The sequence below is a fragment of the Mucilaginibacter sp. genome (assembly GCF_039925265.1).
Classification (GTDB): domain Bacteria; phylum Bacteroidota; class Bacteroidia; order Sphingobacteriales; family Sphingobacteriaceae; genus Mucilaginibacter.
In genome coordinates this window covers 127,199-148,153 of record NZ_JBDSZG010000060.1, presented here as the reverse complement: position 1 = coordinate 148,153, position 20,955 = coordinate 127,199, and the positions used below count along the sequence as shown (strand labels likewise).

At 46.3% G+C, this 20,955-nt stretch carries 16 protein-coding genes and 3 tRNA genes; 11 read left to right on the top strand and 8 right to left on the bottom strand.

Features of this window, described 5'->3' with window-relative positions; all coding sequences use genetic code 11:
* The first annotated feature begins 96 nt into the window (after positions 1-96).
* The 5 genes from ABIX36_RS26105 (at position 97) to ABIX36_RS26085 (ending at position 1,977) form a co-directional block, all read left to right on the top strand.
* On the top strand, positions 97-693 hold the full coding sequence (locus ABIX36_RS26105) for a hypothetical protein (protein WP_348085103.1): 597 nt from the start codon (positions 97-99) through the stop codon (positions 691-693).
* A gap of 327 nt (positions 694-1,020) precedes the next feature.
* A tRNA-Pro gene (locus ABIX36_RS26100) sits at positions 1,021-1,093 on the top strand.
* Between the two features lie 11 nt (positions 1,094-1,104).
* Positions 1,105-1,178, top strand: a tRNA-Ile gene (locus ABIX36_RS26095).
* 5 nt (positions 1,179-1,183) lie between these two features.
* Positions 1,184-1,259: transfer RNA gene (locus tag ABIX36_RS26090), tRNA-Ile, on the top strand.
* 202 nt (positions 1,260-1,461) lie between these two features.
* Positions 1,462-1,977 carry an alpha-ketoglutarate-dependent dioxygenase AlkB gene (locus ABIX36_RS26085; protein ID WP_348085102.1) on the top strand — a complete coding sequence of 172 codons (516 nt, stop codon included), beginning with the start codon at positions 1,462-1,464 and terminating at the stop codon, positions 1,975-1,977.
* A gap of 1,312 nt (positions 1,978-3,289) precedes the next feature.
* Here ABIX36_RS26085 and ABIX36_RS26080 read toward each other — a convergent pair.
* The 3 genes from ABIX36_RS26080 to ABIX36_RS26070 all read right to left on the bottom strand — a co-directional run bounded on the left by ABIX36_RS26080 (position 3,290) and on the right by ABIX36_RS26070 (position 10,060).
* A complete protein-coding gene (locus tag ABIX36_RS26080) occupies positions 3,290-4,870 on the bottom strand; it encodes a TROVE domain-containing protein (protein ID WP_348085101.1) in 1,581 nt (526 codons plus the stop codon).
* A gap of 442 nt (positions 4,871-5,312) precedes the next feature.
* Positions 5,313-7,142: an AAA family ATPase gene (locus ABIX36_RS26075; protein ID WP_348085100.1), complete on the bottom strand. Its 1,830-nt coding sequence runs from the start codon at positions 7,140-7,142 to the stop codon at positions 5,313-5,315.
* Between the two features lie 365 nt (positions 7,143-7,507).
* Positions 7,508-10,060: a hypothetical protein gene (locus tag ABIX36_RS26070; RefSeq protein WP_348085099.1), complete on the bottom strand. Its 2,553-nt coding sequence runs from the start codon at positions 10,058-10,060 to the stop codon at positions 7,508-7,510.
* Positions 10,061-10,254: 194 nt separating this feature from the next.
* Between ABIX36_RS26070 and ABIX36_RS26065 the strand changes: the two genes are divergently transcribed.
* The 5 genes from ABIX36_RS26065 to ABIX36_RS26045 all read left to right on the top strand — a co-directional run bounded on the left by ABIX36_RS26065 (position 10,255) and on the right by ABIX36_RS26045 (position 16,410).
* Complete coding sequence (locus ABIX36_RS26065) at positions 10,255-11,220, top strand: DUF2167 domain-containing protein (protein WP_348085098.1); 966 nt, start codon at positions 10,255-10,257, stop codon at positions 11,218-11,220.
* A 74-nt stretch (positions 11,221-11,294) separates the two neighbouring features.
* Entirely contained in the window at positions 11,295-12,197 is a 903-nt protein-coding gene (locus ABIX36_RS26060; protein ID WP_348085097.1) for a hypothetical protein, read from the top strand.
* Between the two features lie 7 nt (positions 12,198-12,204).
* Positions 12,205-14,271: a gliding motility-associated C-terminal domain-containing protein gene (locus tag ABIX36_RS26055; RefSeq protein ID WP_348085096.1), complete on the top strand. Its 2,067-nt coding sequence runs from the start codon at positions 12,205-12,207 to the stop codon at positions 14,269-14,271.
* A gap of 59 nt (positions 14,272-14,330) precedes the next feature.
* Complete coding sequence (locus ABIX36_RS26050) at positions 14,331-15,545, top strand: PQQ-dependent sugar dehydrogenase (protein ID WP_348085095.1); 1,215 nt, start codon at positions 14,331-14,333, stop codon at positions 15,543-15,545.
* Between the two features lie 262 nt (positions 15,546-15,807).
* Positions 15,808-16,410: a DUF1684 domain-containing protein gene (locus ABIX36_RS26045; RefSeq protein ID WP_348085094.1), complete on the top strand. Its 603-nt coding sequence runs from the start codon at positions 15,808-15,810 to the stop codon at positions 16,408-16,410.
* Between the two features lie 96 nt (positions 16,411-16,506).
* Here the strand turns inward: ABIX36_RS26045 and ABIX36_RS26040 are convergent, their stop codons facing one another.
* Both ABIX36_RS26040 and ABIX36_RS26035 read right to left on the bottom strand, forming a co-directional pair.
* Positions 16,507-17,103, bottom strand: coding sequence for a cupin domain-containing protein (locus tag ABIX36_RS26040; RefSeq protein WP_348085093.1), 597 nt, complete (start codon positions 17,101-17,103; stop codon positions 16,507-16,509).
* A gap of 156 nt (positions 17,104-17,259) precedes the next feature.
* Positions 17,260-17,913 (bottom strand): hypothetical protein, encoded by a 654-nt coding sequence (locus tag ABIX36_RS26035; protein WP_348085092.1) that lies wholly within the window; start codon positions 17,911-17,913, stop codon positions 17,260-17,262.
* A 220-nt stretch (positions 17,914-18,133) separates the two neighbouring features.
* Between ABIX36_RS26035 and ABIX36_RS26030 the strand changes: the two genes are divergently transcribed.
* Positions 18,134-19,144 carry a hypothetical protein gene (locus ABIX36_RS26030; RefSeq protein WP_348085091.1) on the top strand — a complete coding sequence of 337 codons (1,011 nt, stop codon included), beginning with the start codon at positions 18,134-18,136 and terminating at the stop codon, positions 19,142-19,144.
* 62 nt (positions 19,145-19,206) lie between these two features.
* On the opposite strand, the gene ABIX36_RS26025 is transcribed toward ABIX36_RS26030, so the two are convergent.
* From ABIX36_RS26025 to ABIX36_RS26015, 3 genes are read right to left on the bottom strand one after another with little or no spacing between them, the layout of a single operon-like run.
* Complete coding sequence (locus ABIX36_RS26025) at positions 19,207-19,626, bottom strand: hypothetical protein (protein WP_348085090.1); 420 nt, start codon at positions 19,624-19,626, stop codon at positions 19,207-19,209.
* A gap of 54 nt (positions 19,627-19,680) precedes the next feature.
* Positions 19,681-20,610, bottom strand: coding sequence for a hypothetical protein (locus tag ABIX36_RS26020; RefSeq protein WP_348085089.1), 930 nt, complete (start codon positions 20,608-20,610; stop codon positions 19,681-19,683).
* Positions 20,610-20,867: a hypothetical protein gene (locus tag ABIX36_RS26015; RefSeq protein ID WP_348085088.1), complete on the bottom strand. Its 258-nt coding sequence runs from the start codon at positions 20,865-20,867 to the stop codon at positions 20,610-20,612. Before ABIX36_RS26015 ends, ABIX36_RS26020 begins: the two co-directional genes overlap by 1 nt.
* Positions 20,868-20,955 lie beyond the last annotated feature (88 nt).

Here is a 20,955-nt window from a genome sequence, read left to right as displayed (position 1 = left end):
GCGGCGTACGCGCCTCGATATAAAGCAAGTTCGATGCGAAAATCCAGATTTTCTACAGAATGTTTAACTAATTAGCCGCAAAACTACACGCTTTTTATGGCCAGGGCAGTATTAGTAACCGATGCCGAGAATTACGTACGAGAACTGCTAAGCACACAACTGTCGCCCGATATGTATTTCCACGATCTGGGGCATACCGAGCGGGTGGTAAAAGCCGCCATAGACATAGCCCAAAACTCGGGCTTCAGCAAAAAAGAAACTATTATTGTAGAGATAGCCGCCTGGTTTCACGATACCGGTTACTGCTATGCCTATACCGGGCACGAGGATAACAGCATTGCCATTGCCGCCACTTTTTTAAAACAGCAGGGCGCCGACGAAAAATTCATCGCTAAGATCTCCGGTTGCATCCTCGCTACGCAAATACCGCAAAACCCCACTAATTTAATGGAAGAGGTGCTTTGCGATGCCGACCTCTCGCACTTTTCGCGCGCCGACTATCCCGAACGTGCCGCCATGCTGCGAATGGAATGGGCAGCCAGGCTAAAAAAAGAGTATACCGACCGCGACTGGTTTCAATCCAACATCAGCCTGCTTACCCGGCACACTTATTTTACGCCCTATGGCAAAACCGTATTGCAACAAAATAAGCTCAATAATATTGACGCGCTGCTTGCCGGGTTCCCTAAGTAAGCGTTGCCATCCCGAAACGGACGGGTTGGAAGCCCCCCACTTTATCTGTAAACAAAATGTTTACCAGCCGGTGATCCCTGCCATGAAGACCAGCGCTATTGTCCGGGGATAGAACTGTAACGAACATCCAAAAAAAAAATTTAAAGAATTTCTTGATTTATAAAAATAATGTGTATCATTGTGCCATGAAAACAATGTCAATACAAATCCCCACAGAACAACCGATAAGTCGGAGGTGATGGCGTACGTATTGTAAAAAATATTACAAGATACTGCAGATCCTCTTAGGCTTACCTAAGGGGATCTTTTGTTTTGTGGCGAAATTTTAGGGTAGTATATCAATTGGCAGATTACTCCGTTTGGAACGGAGAGGCTCCCGGTTCGAGTCCGGGTTACCCTACTTTTAATGACAGAAATATAGCTCAATTGGTTAGAGCAACACCCTTATACGGTGACGGTTACAGGTTCAAGTCCTGTTATTTCTACAACTGGCTGGTTGCCTGAGTTTGGTAACAGGGGTTCAATTTGATGTATAACAGTCGCGGGTTCGAGTCCCGCACTGGCCGGTTTTATTTTCCTGTGGTGCAAGGGTAGCACACCCTGTTTTGAGCCGGGCGGTTGTGGTTCAAATCCATGCGGGAAAACGTGAGGTGTACCCATTTTTCGGGCAGGCTTTACGGCTTGCTTTTTATAAAAACTGCTTTTAGCGGGAGGGAGAGGGCGTGTGGTATTGTAAAGAAAAATCTGTAAATTAAATTAAATTTTAACATGGATGGTATAATTTATGTATCGGAGTTTTTGAGTGACCCAGGGCAGGTTTTTGCTGAATTGCAAACAACTATTGTCTGGAATGATAGTATGGCCCTGCGAAAGACGGCAAGCTACGGGGTTGCTTATAACTATTCGCAGATGAGTTATCCGTTCAAGCCCTTCACTTCATTATTAGATCAACTAAGCATAAGCCTGGCAGCGCAAATTGGCTTCCTGGCCAACAATTGCCTTATTAATTACTATGCCAACGGGAATTCCCGAATGGGGTTTCATTCCGATCAAACTGATATTCTTGCAACCGGTACGGGAGTAGCCATACTTTCCTTAGGCGCGCTCCGCACTCTGCGATTCAGAGAAATAATCGATAAAACAAATATTGTTGATTTCGCCCTTCCAGCAGGTTCGTTATTATATATGGATCAGGGTGTGCAGGCAAAATGGGAACACGCCATCCCAAAGGCAGATATCGATATGCCAAGGATCAGCCTGACGTTTAGAAGTATAGCAGGATAGTAATATCTCCCTTATCGTCGGTTAAAACCGACGGATATGAACGTGTTTGGTTGAATCGCTTGTTCTAACGATATTCAACGCTATACTCTCATTGCCGTCCCATTCATGGGAGTGTGTACTTAAAACCAGGCATAAAAGAGCAACATTCACTCCGTGTGTTTTTGGATTTTCAGTCGAAGTAACACGGCGCTACGGCATCAATTAGTCCCGATCCTGTGAACCAGGTTTAGGTATTATTTAATAAAAAGCAAAAGAGCAACAAGCAGTGTGTGCATGTAAGGATTCGAACCTTCCCGTTTACACGGGTTCAACCGACGAAGTATCACACACTTACGGCATCTTTTGTTAAAAGGGCTAAAAACAACCGGCGATGTTTTTTTCCCTGAACTACATATGAAATTAATCACAGGTTGGAGTTGAACCAACGTTTCCCGCGCCTCGCGGACGTTCTAACCGATGTATCACCTGTTTACGGCACCTTAAGCCCCCAACCCCCTGAAGGGGAGCAGGATTTTAAAAGTTCCCCCTTTAGGGGGTTAGGGGGCAAAGAGAGCAACATTCGATCCGCGGTTTTTGTATTTGCGTGACTGGCGAAGTAACGCGGTGCTACGGCATCTCTTTATATTTTTAAGGGGCTCTGCCTCTATTTTAATAATTTATAAAAAGGGTAAAAAACAATAAGTGCTCTTATGGCCTTGCGGCGTTCCCATACTCTACCAATCTGAGCTATTGCGGGATGTGCTCACCGCAAGCCGGGTTCGAACCGGCGACCTTGGGGTTAACGAAGTATCACTTATTTACGACACCTTTTTATTTCATTCAATTCTTTTTAAAAGAAGGGCAAAAATCAATGAGCAATTCTGTACTGTGCCCTATCCAATTAGGCGACTCCCTTTCGAGAGACCGGACTCGAACCGGTAACCTCAGCAACCCAAGCGAAGTAACGCTCATTTACGGCACCTTCCTAATTTTCAATATTTTTATAAAAGAAGGGTTACAAGCAATAAGTGCCTTTTTTGCTCTGCGTTTTAACCATCTCAACTACCCTTTTGCAAAGGGCCGGACTCGAACCGGCGCTACAGCTTTGAATTAGCGAAGTAACACTCGTTTACGACACCTTCTTTATTTTATAATAAGGAGCAACAGGCGAACGCGGGAACGGGGACTGTCAAGCGAGGACTCGAACCTCCATCACGGCTTGCGCCACAATGCCCTCCCCTAAATGGCGACGAAGTAACCCGTTTCTACGGCATCCTTATGTTTTAAATTTCTTTTTAAAAGTATGGGGCGTTAGCAACCCCATACTTTGTTTTTATATTTCTGTTTGGTTTATTACATCCAGCGCGGTTTCGCCGTTTTCTAATGCTGCCAACACACCAAAAACCTTATCGCTCCAGCCGGCTATCAAATAAACATCCTTTTGCGGTACACGCAGCGGCGATTGACCGTAACCCGCCAGATCGAACAGGTACAGCTTTGCACCTGGTGCTACCTGCGCCTTATACTTACCCCACAGGGTTTGTATGTTGGCCAGGCCGTTTGCATTGCTGTTCCACAACTGGCAGTCGGTAAACAGCATCACTTTGTCTTTCTGCACGCGGTTACGCAGCAGGTCGTTTATTACCAGGTAGCCGTTGGTGCTGTAACCCACCTCGCCTTCGCGCTTGTAAAATTCCTGCACGTTGGCAAGTACATTACTGCGCGGTACGGTGATGGTTTTCCAGGTATCGCCAAACATACCCACCTGCGCGTTTTTACAACGCGACTGCAGCAGCATGGCCAGCATCAAACCTATATCGAACAACAACACCTTAGAGCGTAGCGAAACCGGTTTCTGCATCGAACCCGATACGTCGCAGGCCAGCAACACACTGGTATCGGCACCAAAGCCTTTTATGTTGGCGGCGCTCGCTGCTACGGCTTTTTCCAAAGCATCCAGCAACTCGCCGGTGTAACCCTTGTTGCCGTTTATCAGGCAGCTTATTTTATTGCCGAATGTTTTTACAGTCGACACCTTTTCTGCATCTAGCAACTCGCGGTAAGCCGCCAGGTAACGGAACGGAAACTGCTTAGCCTTCGCCACTTTATCGGCATCTGCCAACGTAGTGCAAACCTGCTCAAATGCGGCGTAGCTTACGCCCGCTTCCATTATGTTGCGCAGGTTACGCAGCAGCGCCATGTAACCCAACTTGCCGCTAAAGATCAGTTCTTCCCACTTATTGCGAAAAGCGGCCGCCTTTGCTTCCTGGCTATCGTAATTTAACTGACCAAGGGCAGATAACTCCGTTTCCCAGGTGTAAGGCGTTTGCAGGGTACCGGCAACTATTTTGTTAAACAGATCCTGCTGCGCGGTATCCTTTGCTTTAGGGTGAACCAAAAACAAAGCATCCTTTAACTTTATGGCACCATCGCGGTTGTACTTGGCAAACTGGTACTCATCAAAGCGGTTAAACGCTGCCGATAAACCCTTTTGCAATTGCTTGCTCAGGCGGTTCAGCTTTTTAGGGCCGGTACGCTGATTCATCATTTCGTAGCAAGCCAATAGCTCGGTTATTTCGTCGGCACGGTTTACCACGCCGGCGGTAACACGCGCTACCAGGTCATCTCCGCTGTGCAGGTTAGCCAACTCGGTAACCAGCACCAACGGTACCGACCGCATGTACATTTTGTGCCTTGCGTAAACCGCCAGCTTACCCACAAACCCGGGCTTGCAATTGGCCATCAGCTGGCGCAGGCGGTTTAAACGCTCGTCGTTCTTTTCGTAGAGCGAATCGTTCAGGCTCCAGGTAACCACCGCCGCATACAGCTCCATTTCGGGGCTTAGTGCGTAGGCCGTTGCGCCTGCATGGTTTGTTACCTGTTTTGTTAGCTTGCTTAGTAAGTTAAATTTCATTGGGAGCCTCCCTTCTTTGTTTTTGTTGATACAAAGGTTGATACCTACTGCGCAGTGTATTTGCGCAGTAGAAATTTATTTTACTTTTTTTGAAAAATAGTTGGGAAATAGGGTGAAAAGGGACGGTTTTATGCAGAATTGTCATTGCGAGGAGCAGCGGGGAGGGGCGCGTGGTGGCGCGACGTGGCAATCTCATAACGCAAGTAGCCGCAATGTATAGGTTTTGAAAATCAAGGGCAGTAATATTTAGGTTGGTTTCTGTCCCGCTATCCGCTGCAAGCCGCCGGTAGAAGCGGGCTTTACGCTGCTATCGGGTTTAGATGGGTGAGGCCGTGCAGGTTTTTTCTATGGCTGCCGCAAGCGTCCCCGGGTTTGTGGCCCGTTTGTGGCGCATTGCTGGCGCGCAGATAACGCTTTATATACTCGTGAACTTACCGCATTGTTAATTATTTTTTTTAATAAACTCATATAATTTTTCAGCTAAGTCTAATGCCTCACTCGACAAGTCCTCTATTTTCTTTACATGACTAACTGCTTTTTTTGCAAAATTGAGTTTGTCCTTTACCGTACCGGATTGATCAGCGTAGCTTTTGGTAGCCGCGATGATATGCGAGTCTAAATATGTGCCTATTTTTTTTTCGGTATATTTATTTTGATTATCAAATTCTGCCTTAAATTCAATGTTTGGATTGTTCTCTATATCACGAATTGTGTTTTTAAGGACAGTAATAGATAATGTGTTTTCTATTTCTCTCGCTGCTAAACAATAATATCGCTCGCGTAATTTCTCTTTTAATTGTTCTTGTCTTAAAGCTTTAGCTGATTTATTGCCGTCCTTTGTTAAACCATCGCCATCTTTATCCGTAATTAAAAAGAGCTTGCCACATAATCTATCAACCTGAATATTCGGATGGCTTGCATCTGCGCTGTCTAAGAAAGACCAATGCGTAATATTATTTCCTCCATACTCTACAAAGGAGAAATGTAAATCTTCTTTGAAAGTTAGAACTTGCGATTTTTGATATATTTCTAAATATTTTCGGATGTATATCCTATCAGTTATCCCCTCAACCCAAATAGTACAGTTGGATAAAAAGACGGACGAGTTTCTTACACCGATACTCGCCAAAATGTTAGAGTCCTCATTTTCTACGTTTTCAATTATAAAATTTGGGGCATTTGTTTCCGTGTACTTTTTTTTAAATGTGTATATTGAAATGTGCTCTTTGTCTAACGTTAAATCTAAAAGATGATTAGAATGAGTTGTGATAAAATATTGGAAGTCTTTAAATCTCGGAGATAACAATGTTTCAATAAAAGTACGTTGAAAGCCAGGGTGAAGATATTGTTCCGGTTCTTCGATGAAAAAGTTCAGTTTTTCGCCCTGTCTAAAAAACAAAGGATATGTTAATATAATGATAGACTGAATTCCATCACCAAGTTCATATATAGGATGTTCCTCGTATTCTCCAATCCTAAAATACACAACCTCTTTCCCGATTCGTGGTATAAGATTTATTTCTTGATTGTTGAAAAACGTTTGTTGCAAAAATAGCTCAAAGGCTCGAACTTTATTTCTATCATCTTTATCGCCTAACAAAAGCTTTTGCGTGTCTTTGTATAAACTCAATCCCGTGTAAAGTTGATTTTTTATATTGGTGCCAAAGTCGCTGCCAGTAAAGTAATCTCGGATAGTACATGTGGAAAATAAATCGTTATCAATTCCATTTATATTTCTTAATCCACGTAATGTTGGGATATAAACGTTGTCTAATTTAAAATTAAAAACTTTGTTTTTTATAAGAGCATTTAACTGGCTGGTGTATCTTCGTCCTATAATATTAAGTGCATTTCTAATTTCTAATCCCCCACTATTATACTGAGTGTTGACAGCACCGTCATAACTCGCTAAGTCTTGAAAAAACCTATTAACGGATGGTGTTAAGTTTAGTGTTACGTTTACGAAATCCAGTTGCTCAAACTTTTCAATGAAACGTTCGGTTATCTGACCGTTTGCTGGCAGCCCATTGAGTGCATCTTCAATTTCTTGTTTGAAGTTTTTTATTAAAGAGTTAATTTTTGATAGGTCAATTTGGTCTGTTGTGTATTTCAAAAGTTCATTTGAAAATACCGTTCTTAAACATCTGCTTTTGCCTGAATTATTGCTACCTATAAAAATATTTACTTTAGAAAGATTTTTAAGAGTTCGATCTTCTTCAATTGTATTGTAATGCTCAAATTTATCTTCACCTAAATAAATACTGCTTATCATGATGTTAGGGTTAGGTTATAAATATATTAAGAATATTTACAACTTAATTTGTTTCATTCTTTCGGAATGACAGGAGGAAGGAACTTCCCTAAACCCGATAGCAGCGTAAAGCCCGGACGAAGGAGGACTTGCAGCGGATAGCGGGACTATCGGTGCCTAAGCGCTACTGCAACTGTTTTTCTAAATTGCATTGCGGCAATTGCATCGTGGCTATTAGATTCTTCGCTATCGCTCAGAACGACAAGGAGAAAATTGAAAAATATCGAACACCGAATGCTGAAATTCGAATGATGAAGGGAAAGAAATGAAGAAAAACTTCGCCGTTCAATATTCGAAATTCATCATTCGATATTAAAAATCTTCCCCTAAAATCTAAACCCTACGGTTATATAACTCAGGTACCCGTCGGTGCTTTTGCCGAGGACGGCCTGGAGAAGGAAGGCGTTGTAGGGGGTGAGGAAGATGCCGCCGCCATAGGTATCGTGGATGGTGCCGGAGTGCTCGCCTTTGAGCCACACACGGCCGGCATCGTTAAAGGCCACCAGTCCGAATGAGGAGGCTAATACGTAAGCGTTAAAATTGAACAGTTTGGCGCGCAGTTCCAGGTTGTTGTATGCCACCGTGTTGCCAATAAAGCGACTGGTGTGGAAACCCTGCAGGCTGAGCCCGCCCAGGTTCATCATCTGGAAGAACTCGCCCTTACCCACAATGTGCCCCAAGCCGGTGCGGTTGGCCAGCACAATGGTAGAATCTTTTATCGGCACAAAAAAGCTGAAGGTGGTAAGGATAGACGCGCTGGTGTGGTCGCTTACGTTTAGCCCGGTGAGGCCTGTTGCGGTGGTGCGCCAGGTTACGCCACGGCTGGGGAAGGTTTGGTTATTGCGGGTGTCGTAAACCGCTCCGGCTATCGCACCTGTGTACAGCTTGGTTTTAAATACCTGGTCTTCGGGGTGTTCCTGGTCGTACTGTTTAAAAAAATGGTCGAAGTTATGGTTGCGTGATGCGGTGTAGAACTCGGTGATGGAACCACCGCTTACCTGCCAGTGGTCGAATTTGTGCGCGAAACGAATGTCGGCAACGCCGTAGTCGTACCTGTTGCGGTAGTAGTAAAACTCCTTATCGTTTTGGTATTCGCCCACGTTACCCAGGCCGAAGAAGTTGTTGGTGTTGCGCGGACCGCGTTCGGTAAGGTTTACCAGCAGGTCGGTTTTGCCCCACACGTGTTTAAATACACCGGTATAGTTTACAATGAACGACTGCTTGCTAAGCGTATAGCTCACCTTAAGCTCCTGATGGGCGCGGAAAGGTTCCTTGCGGAAGCCGTACTGGGTAAGCCCTATGCCGGCAATAAACTGCAAGCCGTCCTCCGTACTATACCCAATGCCGCCAACAGGGGTGTAGGTATCGTACTTGTTTTCGGGGTGCTTGTAGGCGTTTATGGCTGTATCGTTTGATAGCTTGAGATGCACCTGGCTGGAGGTTGGCAGGCTGTTGCCCGGCCCGCGCACATCGTACACGTACAAGTTTTTGCGGTTATGCAGCAGGGTGTCAATCCGGAAGGTGTCGGTATCGGTACCGCCTACCATGCGCACTTTCATAGGCGTTGGGTTGCTGCCGGTAACCTCAAAGCTGTTTTTGCCGCCCAGCCCGTACAGGCGCAGATCTTCGGTATGTTTCTTATTAAAAGTACGCTGGTAAATAACCTTGCCTGTGCTGCCATCCTTTTTTACTTTGTTAATGGTAACTTTTACGTCGCCATCTTCCTGGGTGTTAATGGTAAAATGCTCGTCCTTATCCGATGCGGGGATATCCACCTTCTGTGCCAGGAAACGGTAATATTGCATGACGTATTTTTTGATATGGTCGCGCCGTTTAAAAAAGGTTTTGAGGATGTGCGGCCCCGATACGGCGTACACGTTGGCAGGCATTAGCTTTACGGCACGGGTAACCAGGCTATCGCTAAGTGTTTTTTGCACGTAGGATATCTCGTCTTCCCAATCCTGCTGGTTCAGCTGGTTCAAAAAATACAAGTCGAAGCCAACGGTGTTATAGTTCCAAAGGTCCACCCGGCGGATATGGTCGGTATAAGGCTGCAGGTTGGGTTTGGCCAGGGCCATTACGGTAAATATAGCGCCGCCGGTGGTGTAGAAAACCTTGTCGCGGTCGCCGGGGGTGGGCTCGTAGGTATTTTTGGTAGAGTCCTCGCCTTTGGTCCATTTCCACTGGCCGCCGTGACGGTCCCAGTCGCCCATGATCATATCCAGGATGCGGGCGCGGAGGATGAGTTTCTGGTCGGCTTTTTTATCGTTATCCTCTTCCAGTTTTTCCTGCACTTTTTCGGTTTTGTAATCTTTGCTGCCATCTGCCGGGCCGTGTTCCTCAAACAGGTAAACGTGGTTGGCAAACTCGTCGCGGTATTTGCCCAGTTGCGGGTCATCGCCCAGGTAAACAATTTTGGGGTTGGTGTGCGTTATGCCCAGCGCCTGCGCCATAGGTGGCACCGCCAATGCCGAAAATGGGTGACCTATAGAACCGGCATCTAACATAATAGCCTCCACGAGGGTGTTCTTGTAGATCTTAGGCTGATCTCGCGAAGTGGTTTTATTGGCCGAACGCAACACCCATTTGCGGCCAGCTGAATCTTCCAGTTGTAAGGAAGTAGTTTGGTTACCGCCGCCGGTACCGGTAATTTTTAAGCCGCCTTTTTCTTTATCGAGGCGGAACACCGGCATTTTTATTTGCTGCGCCCAAACCTTGCGATAATTGGTGCCCAGCAATAACCGGGTTACCTTGCCGGCTTTGTCAAATTTGGTGTTAATAGCTATAGTGATGCTATCCGGCGAGGTTGCCTGCTGCGAAAAGGCAAGATGCGTTAATAACAAAAGGTAGGCGCTTACAAATAGCCGTTTATAACTCATAGATGGTACGGAGGTATTTAGGAACTGAAAGTAGGTTAATTAACATTCGCTGCGTGCATTTGTTCTGTAACCTTGCTAAATGTACAATTTTGTTATGGGAAAGGCTGAAAGATGGAAAGTAGGATTTTATGAAAAAGTATTTTAACCTTAACATCAAATCCGTTATATTTAAAACGTTAAACTAACCTTATTGCATGAAAAAACTTTACGCCCTCATTGTTTTCCTAGGCCTTTGTGTAAATGCTTCCCTGGCGCAGGATAGCACGGCCCTGAAGATCGCCACCCTCGAAAAATCATTCACCTACCAGCATGGTACCATCAAAATTGGCGATGGTATTGCTACGGTAACCGTTCCTAAAGGTTTTAAGTACCTCGATTCGGTACAATCGCTACGGGTACTTACCGAAATTTGGGGTAACCCTAAAACAGCCAACATGACCTTAGGCTTTATCCTGCCCGAAGCGCAGGGTGTTGTGGCCGGTGGCTATGTGTTCAATATTCAGTATGATGCCATCGGTTATGTAAAAGACGACGATGCCAAAGACGTTGATTACGACGAAATGCTCACCAACCTGAAAAAGGAAACCAATGACGAGAATGCCGAACGCCAGACAGCGGGGTACGAGCCGATAACCATTGTCGGCTGGGCCGCAACACCATATTATGACGCCAATAAGCACATTCTGCACTGGGCCAAAGAAGTAAAATTTGGTACTGACAGCGTGAATACGCTTAACTATAACGTGCGCATACTGGGCCGTAAAGGTGTATTGGTATTAAACGCCATAGCCACCATGAACGAAATAGCACCTGTGAAGGCCGACGTGCCACATGTGCTCACCATGGTTGCGTTTACCGACGGCAATAAATACACCAACTTCGATTCGGGTATTGATAAGGTAGCCGCCTGGACCATCGGTGGCCTGGTTGCCGGTAAAATACTGGCTAAGGTTGGCTTTTTTGCCCTCGCCGTTAAGTTTTGGAAGCTGATCGCCCTCGCAGTTGTCGGGGTGGGCGGTGCCATCAAAAAGTTCTTCACCGGGAAGAAAAGCGCGCCGCCTGTTACCCCGACCGAAGAGGAAAAAGAACCCGTAGCTGCCTTTGAATCGCTCGGCGACGAAACGGAAGAGAAGAAGGAAGAAGATAAGCCGGTGGTGTAGGTCACCGTATATTATGCTAACTGCTGCCCTGGCTTGTGAAGAGTACCGGGAGTTGTTATCTTACACTCCTGTTTATGTTTAGGCTATTTAAAACTGTTTTTATTTTCCTGCTTTTATTGGCACCGGTCACACTTTGTGCACAAAAGTATGAACAATCGGTTTGGCTGGGGTATGCGGAAGATTCGTACACGCGTATCATGCAAATAGATAAACAGGGGAATGCTTATATTATAATGGCCAGCCGGTACGATATTAATTTTTGCGGCAAGCCTTTCGAACGGCACGCCGCCTCGGATTATTCGGTAATAGGCAAGCTTAACAGTGCGGGTAAAGTGCTGTGGTCGCGCACCATATCGCCGGTAAACGGTGGCGACCAGATCTACGACCTCCAGGTAGATGAGGCTCAAAATGTTTACATTTCGGGTGCCGGGTACAATATCAAACTCGATGATGGGGAAACTTTGCCCGGGGGGACATTCCTTGTTAAACTTGATAAAGCGGGTAAAACACAATGGGGTGTTGGTGCCGAAACATACAACGGCAGCGCGCAAATAGGCGGCCCCATTGCGCTTAGCAACGACGGTGTATTTTGGAGTTCGATATTCTATGCTAAAATAAATTTGCAGGGCTATGAGTTTAACGCTAATGTGCCAAACGGCGGGTATCCGGAAGGTTTTGTGGCTAAGGTAAATGCCGCAGGAAAGATAACCGCCATTTATCATGACCCATCTGTATCATCTATACCCCAGATACTGGTATCGTCTGGCGGGGAAAGCGCAACAGCAGTTATGAGCAGGGGAGGCCTTCCCAAATTCCAGGTAACGCTTGATGCTAATTGCAAAGTTGTGGCCGAAAAACCATTTATCCTATATGGCGATTTCCCGGCACCTGTTCGCCCTATTGATAACGGATATGAGATGATCACGTCGGTTTATAACCCAACCCCCCAACGGACCCGAGGCTTTAGGTTATTTTGATATAAGGATGGATAAGTATTTAAACGTTTTAAGTTCGGTGAAGGTTTTTCCGGACGCCGCCACACGCAGGGACGTTTACAGTTCCATTAATTACAATAACAACGGGTATTTTTGTATAGCGCCGGCCGCAAATTATTGGAGCGTTTATAGCTTAGACTGGCTGTATACAGACGGGAACGGTGCGGTCACCATTTTACCCGATGAAAACAAAACCGATTACCTGCCAGATGCCTTCACACGCGATCTGGTGAAAGTTGAAGGCGAAACCCTTAATATGATGGTGCGCCATTACGGCGTTTATGAGCAGAATTTTACATTCGATGGAAAGGATTATACAACCCCCAGCAACCTTCATTTTAGTTATTTTTGGGTGAAATACCTGCACGAGGATCCTGATCCGTGTAAGCGCATCAGTGCCACCGTAACCCAAAGCGGGCTGGAAGGCAGCAAGGATGTTTCCATTAAATACAGTTTATTAACCGGCTGCCCTGCCGAAGATGATATTGTAATCCATTTAACAGATACCGACCCGCAATTAAACCAGGGCGACTTTACTTTGCCTGCCACAGTTACCATCTCCAAAGGCCAAACCAGTACCACGCTCACCATCCCGGTAACCAACGATAACCTGATGGAAGAACAGGAAAGTTTTACGCTGAAAGCTGCCATACCTGATAATCCGCTGGGCTATACCATATCGGGCGCTGCCGCCGGTACGCTGTTTTATATTGATGATGATGACAATACCGATGACAACCGGAAGTTTAAAGTAACGTATACTCCCCAGGTAACCGAAGGCTCGTCTGGCAAAATAAAAGTGGCATTGCTTGGTACAGCGCTGCTATCGCAGCCCCTGAGCTTTATGCTTGCAGAAAATCCTCCCGCTTTCGCAGCAACTGCAGGTTTCGATTATACGCCCTTTGCTCTAACCATACCTGCCGGGCAACGCGAAATAGAGATAGACTTAAACGCCCTTACGGACCAATTAATAGAAGGCGATGAATTTATTAGGGGCGATATTACTACGGGTGGCAATACTTTAGGGCAATTTACCTCCACAGAAAATACGGTAGCTATCACAATATTAGATGCCGATAATACTGTAGCGAACCGTGTTATAGAGATCACCCCGGCTACCGACGTGTTGAATGAGGGGAACAATATAACCTATTCTTTTCAGTTGCCGGCGGGGATAGGAGTACAGTACGCCTTGGACATTAACACCCAAATACTAAAGTGGTTTACGTATCTGCAGGCTATCGGTATCACCGGGCTGCAAATAAGTTACACAAACAGAAACCCCCAACTCACTATAACCTATCCTGACGATAACATGATCATGATAGACGGCGTAGCTTCTATATTATTATCTGCCGTGGACAGCCACGCGGGTACCTACCGGTTTAAATGGAAGGGCGTTATTACCAACGAACTGGTGATAAACCCGGTAGATAACGATAAGAATTTTTATCTGGAACTTAGCCCGTCGTATCAAACGGTTAACGAGGGGCAATCGAGCAATATAATGGTGCAGCTTTCGAACGGGCTGACGCTTACCGATGATATTAAGATTAACTACCAATGGGGCGGTACCGATGTGGCAGCCGACGGACGTGTGCAGGTAAAGCAAGGCAACATTGTTTTGCGCAAAGGGCAACGCAGTGTTGCCTTGCCTTTCGATATATTGGATGATGACCTGGTGAACGTATATAACGAGCGTAATATCAGTTTTGCCGCAACAAGCACTATGTTTGGCTCGGTAGCCTTTCAGCCATCATCAACTGCTGTGGTAGATATTCTTAACAATGATTATCTCGAACTAACCATTCCCAATACCTTTACACCCAATGGCGACGGCGTAAACGATAAATGGCTCATCACCGGCCTTGATTCGGACCCGAAAAGTAAGATGAATGTATTTAACAGGTATGGCGCAGTTGTGTTTTCGTCGGTGGGCTATGCCAAACCCTGGGATGGAACCATGAACGGTAAGGACCTGCCTGTAGGTGTTTATTACTATACTATTTATTTCGACGGAAAAAAGTATTCGGGAAATATCACCTTGCTGCGGTAGCAACTCAAAACTAAATCCTAATTTTAGGGATTCTATCTATGTCAATTAAACACTATACTATGCTACCTGTATCAAGCAAGAAATTCATTTGGGGCCTTGGGCTGTTATCTGTTGTTATAGCCCAGCCTGCCACGGCTCAGCAAAAAGAGGGCGACCCGGTGGAAACCAAATCTCCAAACAGCGATTACCAGCCTGCTTTTAAAGGGCAAACCCGCGCGCCTGGTGTAAAAACCCAAACCGCTATAACTGCAACTGTTATTACAAACGATCTGAAGAGCCCATGGGGATTATGCGTATTGCCCGATGGCCGTTTTCTCATCTCCGAAAAGGGCGGCACCATGCGGATCCTGAAAGCGGGCGGGCAGGCCGATAAAAAGATAACCAATCTGCCCGCCGTTGTAGCGCAGGGGCAGGGCGGTTTACTTGATGTGAACATAGATCCTGATTTTGCTACCAACCGCATGGTGTACTGGGACTACGCGGAAGCAGTTGCTGGCGGTAACGTGCTGGCCATAGCCAAAGGTAAATTGGCTGCCGATGAAAACTCCATAGAAGATATACAGATAATATACCGTGCCCTGCCTGCGTACCGCGGCCCATTGCAATACGGATCGCGTATTTTGTTTGACAAGCAGGGCTACCTGTTTGTAAGCACCGGCGAACGTTCTGGCAGCGATATCCGTATGAAAGCGCAGGACCTTGACGCGGCTATTGGTAAAGTGATCCATATCACCAAAAACGGCTTGCCCGTGGCAAACGGACCTTTTGCAGCTAAGGCAGATGCCCTGCCCGAGATCTTCGCTTACGGTTTCCGTAACCCCGAAGGTATGGCATGGAACCCAGCTACCGGCGAACTTTGGGAAGCCGAGTTTGGTCCCCGCGGCGGCGATGAGATCAACATTATCCGCGCTGGCAATAACTATGGCTGGCCTGTTGTTACCTACGGTATAGAATATAGCGGCAGCAAGGTTGGCGACGGTATCCAGCAAAAAGAAGGTGTTACCCAGCCCATTTATTACTGGGATCCAAGCATCTCGCCATCGGGCATTGCCTTTTACACCGGCACCGCCATCCCAGAGTGGAAGAACAATCTTTTTGTAGGCGGCCTTGGCGGCTCGCACATCGCGCGTTTGATCATCAGCAACAATAAAGTTACCGGCGAAGAACGCCTGCTTAAAGATAAAGGCGAACGCTGGCGCGCCCTCACCACCGGTAAAGACGGTGCCCTCTACGGCGTAACCGATAGCGGGAAATTGTATAGAATTGGGAAGTAGGGTGTGGGAAGTAGGGTGTGGTGAGTAGGGTTTGGTGAGTAGTGAGTAGTGAGTAGTGAGTAGTGAGTAGTGAGTAGTGAGTAGTGAGTAGTGAGTAAGTGAGTGGTGAGTAGAGAGTAGAGAGTGCAGCTATAATTCCCTCCTTGGGGAGGGGTGCGGCAGGTATGAGCGCAAAGGCAGGGAGGGGTTTCGCCGCTATGATATTAACTTTTCACCGAAAGCAGGCAGGGCTTACTTCCCCTGCCATTTAAATATTAAACACATGAAATACCTATTGATCTTCCTTTTTCTCTCCACAACTGCCTCTTTCGCGCAGGACCATAAAACGCAGATAGCTGCTTATCGCCAAAAGTATATGGCTGATTTTTTGGAGGATAAAAATTCCCCGCTGAAAAAAGAGGACCTGCAATACCTGCGCTTTTACGATGCCGATAGTACCTATAGAGTGGAAGCCCAGGCCCGGATAGTAGTCAGCGCCCCCACTTTTGTAATGCCCGTTTTTGCAGGCACCGGGAGGGAATACGTAAAATATGCCGACCTAACCATGCAGTTACACGGCAAACCGGTAACACTTTCGGTTTACCGCAGTACGGGGCTGGCTAAGATCCCTGCTTACGCCGATTACCTCTTTTTACCCTTTACCGATGAAAGCAACGGCAAGGAAACCTACGGCGGCGGCCGCTATATCGACCTCCGCGAGGGCGATTTTAAAAATGGAAGGGTAATCATCGATTTTAACAAAGCCTACAACCCTTACTGCGCGTTCGCCGGTGGCTACTCGTGCCCCAAACCACCGGATGAAAACCAACTAAAAATTGCCATACCAGCCGGTGAAAAGAAGTTTGGTAAAGAGGTAGCTCATTAAGTAGGTTGGATCAATATCTTTATTTAGGCTATACAAAAAAACCGAAAATCTGATTAGTGCCAGGCTACTAAGACGTTGGATGCTGTAAACTGAAAACTATGCTACCCGCAATGCCCGTTGCTGATGAATAGCCACCACGTAAGGGGTGAGCAATACCACATCGTGGTGCTGGTGAAGCGGGATCTCCAGGAAATCGCCGGCGTGGAGGATATGCTCCTGCCCGTCTATCAAACAACGGCAGCTGCCTTCGAGGATAAAGAAACTTTCGATCAGGTCGGAGTGGGTTTCGTCGGGGATGTTTACTTTGGAGACCACGAGGGCTTGGGTCACCTGGTCGTCGTGTCGTAACAGGTGATGATAAAATGGTTCGGTATGCTCCTGCGGAATAAGGCCGAATAACGCTTTAAGCCAGGTATCCAAATCGGATGAACTATCGGTAAGCGGCAAATTGTTCAGATCGAGCGTGGGGGTATTAAACGCGGCATTCAGGATCCTTTCGCGCAATTCCGGACGTGGCGTAACCGCAAAGGACAATGCCAATTGCTCAATCACCAATTGAATTTCCTCCAGTTCCTGTTTAATAGCCGGGTAAAGGGCACACATGCGTAATACTTCCTGCTGCTCGGTGGCGTTTAACGCGCCTGTGCAGTAGGTTTCCAGTATTCCGCTTTTTATGTATTCCTTTTCGTCCATTAACCCGGGAGGCGTTGTTTTTAAATTAACGTTGCAAAGATACTTTTAATGTGTTGGTTAAAAGTTGCGGTTAAAAATAATCGCAGAGATTGGGGGAATAAAATAGCTGAAATAGGAGTAAGAGGTAGAGATTTGGGTCGGGTTAATCAACGTCACCTACGCTATGGCTATCGTGTATTTACCCACCATATTCCCTTTTTCATCGTGCGAGACTTGCATCAGTAGGGTATCGCGCCGGTGGGTGTCTTTATCGCTACGTAGTTCAAAATCCTGCGCCATGGTAACCGGGTTTGGGCCTTTGGGGTAAAGCGGGTGTTGGAAAACTTTGTCTTCTACCTCTTTGGGGAAGAAGAAATTAGTGGTCAGCGGTGCTTTACCTTCAAAGCGCACTTTGGCGTGTACATGGGTAAGGCGACCATTGTACCATCCCGGGAAAACGGCATTGAACCGGCAAATGCCTTTACTATCGGTTACCTGGTAACCCCGCAGCCAGGTTTCGCCCAATGTTTTTTCCTGTTGATAATCGGAGTAACGGCCGTTATTGTCGCATTGCCAGATGTCTACAATGGCATTTGGTATAGGCTTGCAGTTGCTGTCTTCCACCTTAAAAATATAGGTAATGGGCAGGCCTTCTTTATGCTCCGCAATGTTAGGTCGGTTCAGCTTTTCGTCTTTATAATATGGTCCTTCGGGTACGGGCGGAGTTATGGGATCGCCGCAGTCGGTTAAAATGACGGCCTTTTTTGATGAAGACAACACAACACCTAAAAACGACAGCCCCAGGGCTGACAGGAAATTCGCTCTTTTCATGATCGGGAGGGGTTAAACTTGGGTAGTGTAATTTAAGGATGTTTATGGGGAATTGGAAAGATGGGAGAAAAATATTCCGGCTATAATAGCTGAAAACATGGATGATTGACGATGAAGGTTTAACATAGCGCAGCTTTTACGTGTTAAAAAGAACTGTTGATTAATTTTAACGATATGTTAGCACCTTTTTGGTTAATTTGCGGTACAAAAACCATCTTACATGAAAAAACAACTGATCAGCACTTACTTAGCCTTAACCGTATCACTCTTCTTTTGCGCTAATGCAAACGCCCAGTTTGGCGGCCTCGGAAAAAAACTATTGGACAAAGGCACCGAAGTGGTATCCGGCGGCGGATTAAACAAAATATTAAAGCAGCCGCAAGCCATTACCACCAACTTTCAGGACGTTGATAAAACAGGCTCCAAGCCACCCTCGTTTACCGAGGGGAAGCAGCCACAACCTTTGTACCTGTTACCTAAAGCCCCAACCGGCGGCTTTAAACTTTGCGAAGGCTTTTACGAAATGACCAACAAAAGCTACTGCCTGCACGCCGGTACCCGCGGGCCAAGCAGCGGCGATGGCTATATGCTTGCACCCGTGTTGGGCCCCAAAAAAGATGTGGTGATCCTCATCTTGAAGAGTGGCGAGAAGCACCCCGAGGTTACCCAGCACAGCATACAGGTATTGCTTTGGGCCATTATTGCCCGCACCCGTTTTGTTGATATGGGTAATGATATTAAACTCACCGCAAGCACTCTGCTAACCCCGCAGCAACTGTTGATGCTGGAGGGCGGCGCGCTTGGCGTATTACCCGCAAACCTGATGGACAAGGCAAAAGGCCAGTTGCCGCCGGCTGTACAAGCCGTATTTGAGGCGGAGAACAACATCCGCAGGCTGGCAGCATCGGGTTCGTCATCCTACGAAGAGATGGAAAAATACGCCATCATTGCCGGCCTGGCCCCGCAACCCGACCCGGATGTGCCGTCGGGGATCTGGTCGCTGCACCCGGATGGATACTACATCCGCTTTATTCCCAGCGGTTACTCGGTTACCAAAACACAAATTTATGTACCCAAAGAACTTGTTTCAGCTAAACCAAACCTGGTTTACGATGCCCCGAACGGAATAGCCTGCCCCGCCAACGTTGGCTCCCAGCGCCTTGCCCAAACCAACGAACCCCTCCACCCGGATTATACGCAAAAACTAAAAACTGTTTGCTTTAGTAAATAAGAAAACGGCCCGGGCAGCGATATTGCTGCCCGGGCCGTTTTTTATAATTATCCTCCCGGTAATTATTTATATATCAGCGGAGCAACCAGGGTGAACAAAGGCGTTAAGATTGCACCTATCAGAGAAAGTTTCTCACCTAAAATGAGTCGATCTTCTATTAACGGCCCGCCAAGCGTTAATACCCAAATAACAAAAGCTACGCTGGATATTGCCAGTTGCTTCCAATCGGTAACGTCAGCGTTTCTTTTGTATAAAATATTTACAACCAGTAAGATAATAACGATGCCCAGTTGCAGCATCTCGTGCTTGTTAGCGTCTTTGCCCGAAACAAGTACTAATAAGGCGAGGTAAACAGATACCACCTCGGCAGGGATAAGCTTCAGGAGCCTGTCCTGGTAAGGGTCGGTTTGTGTAGCAGTGGTGGCATTGGGCTGTACAAAGCCCTTTTGCACCAGGTCTTTTGTAATAACTTGTGACGACATGATAAGTAAGATTATTTAGTTTGATAATAGGTGAAGAAACAGCTGGAAGTTTAATTACAATTTAAACTGTAGGGTAAATTCCCAAAAACGTTGATTTTTTAAGCCCTCAAGGGGATCGGAACCAACGTTGTAACTAAGGCCGAGCGATGCCTGAGGTCCGCCTTCTCTAAAAGCGATGTAATAGTCAACGCCACCTTTAAATAATTTTGTGAACCCTTCTGAGTTACCCGTGGAATTTGCAACGGCGTAGCGATTTATATAATCAAAGGAAAACTCTATTATTTTTTTAGGAGCAACTATTGGCGCACCAGCGACGGGGACCTGGTTTATGGATATCGCGGCGAAAAGATCAACAAGGGGCCGGATAATACCACCCTTTATACCGCTGGCCGAGCTTAATATTTGTTGATATTGAACTTCAAATGCCGGGCCAACCTGGTAAGTGTTTTTCAAGCCCTTTGTGTACCCGGGCCGGCCTAAATTAAAACCGTACTGCCCGGCGGCGCTCTGGGCGCCAGACAGGTAAGGCGTTAAATTCAATGTAGCCACAAACGAGTGATCATCCTTAATTTTATCGCGCACATATTTAGTGGTACCTGTTATCGCGGTTGTATAAAAACTGTTGACGCCATCGCCGTTCCCACCAAAAATATTGAAGTTATAACCGGCCTGAAAGTTATTTTGCTCTGCATCTATCAAGGTGTTTCGATGATACTCCGCCGTTAGTTTGGAGGTGAATGTGCCGGTGCTTAGTTTACCCAAGGTAATCCCTATACCGGCATCGGCCAGCCAACTATTTTTACCATCATGCGGCGCGGTGTATAAAAGTTGAACCGGCTTTTGCAAAACGTCTGCCGCCTCAAACGATTTGCGTATTTGCAGATTGGAAAAGAAGGGAGATGCCGTGCTCTCAGCTCCAGGTGTTTGCCCAAAGCTGTAAGTAGCCCAGCATAGGCAAATTGTGAATAAGATTGAGGTTTTCATTAGCTTAGTTTTTTGGTGATAAGGTCAATTATATCTTGTACAGTTTCATCGCAGGCTATCTCGGCATTGCTTACACCTGTAGCTGTTTTTTTGCTTTTTACATAATGATCAAGGCGCTGTGCAAGTTGGTTGCACATGTTGCCGGTGTACCCCAGTTCTGGTAGGGTTGTGTCGTTGTTAAGGTCATCAATAGTTCCTGGAAGTTGTGAAATAACCAGAATGATTTGCTTTACGTCGTTTTCAATTGTTGAGGCCATGATATTATTGTTTAAAGGGTTAGTGTTTATGCCGGCAATACCTGCAGCGCGATGCTTTAATAAAGAATTGAGTTGATGCGCTTTGTTA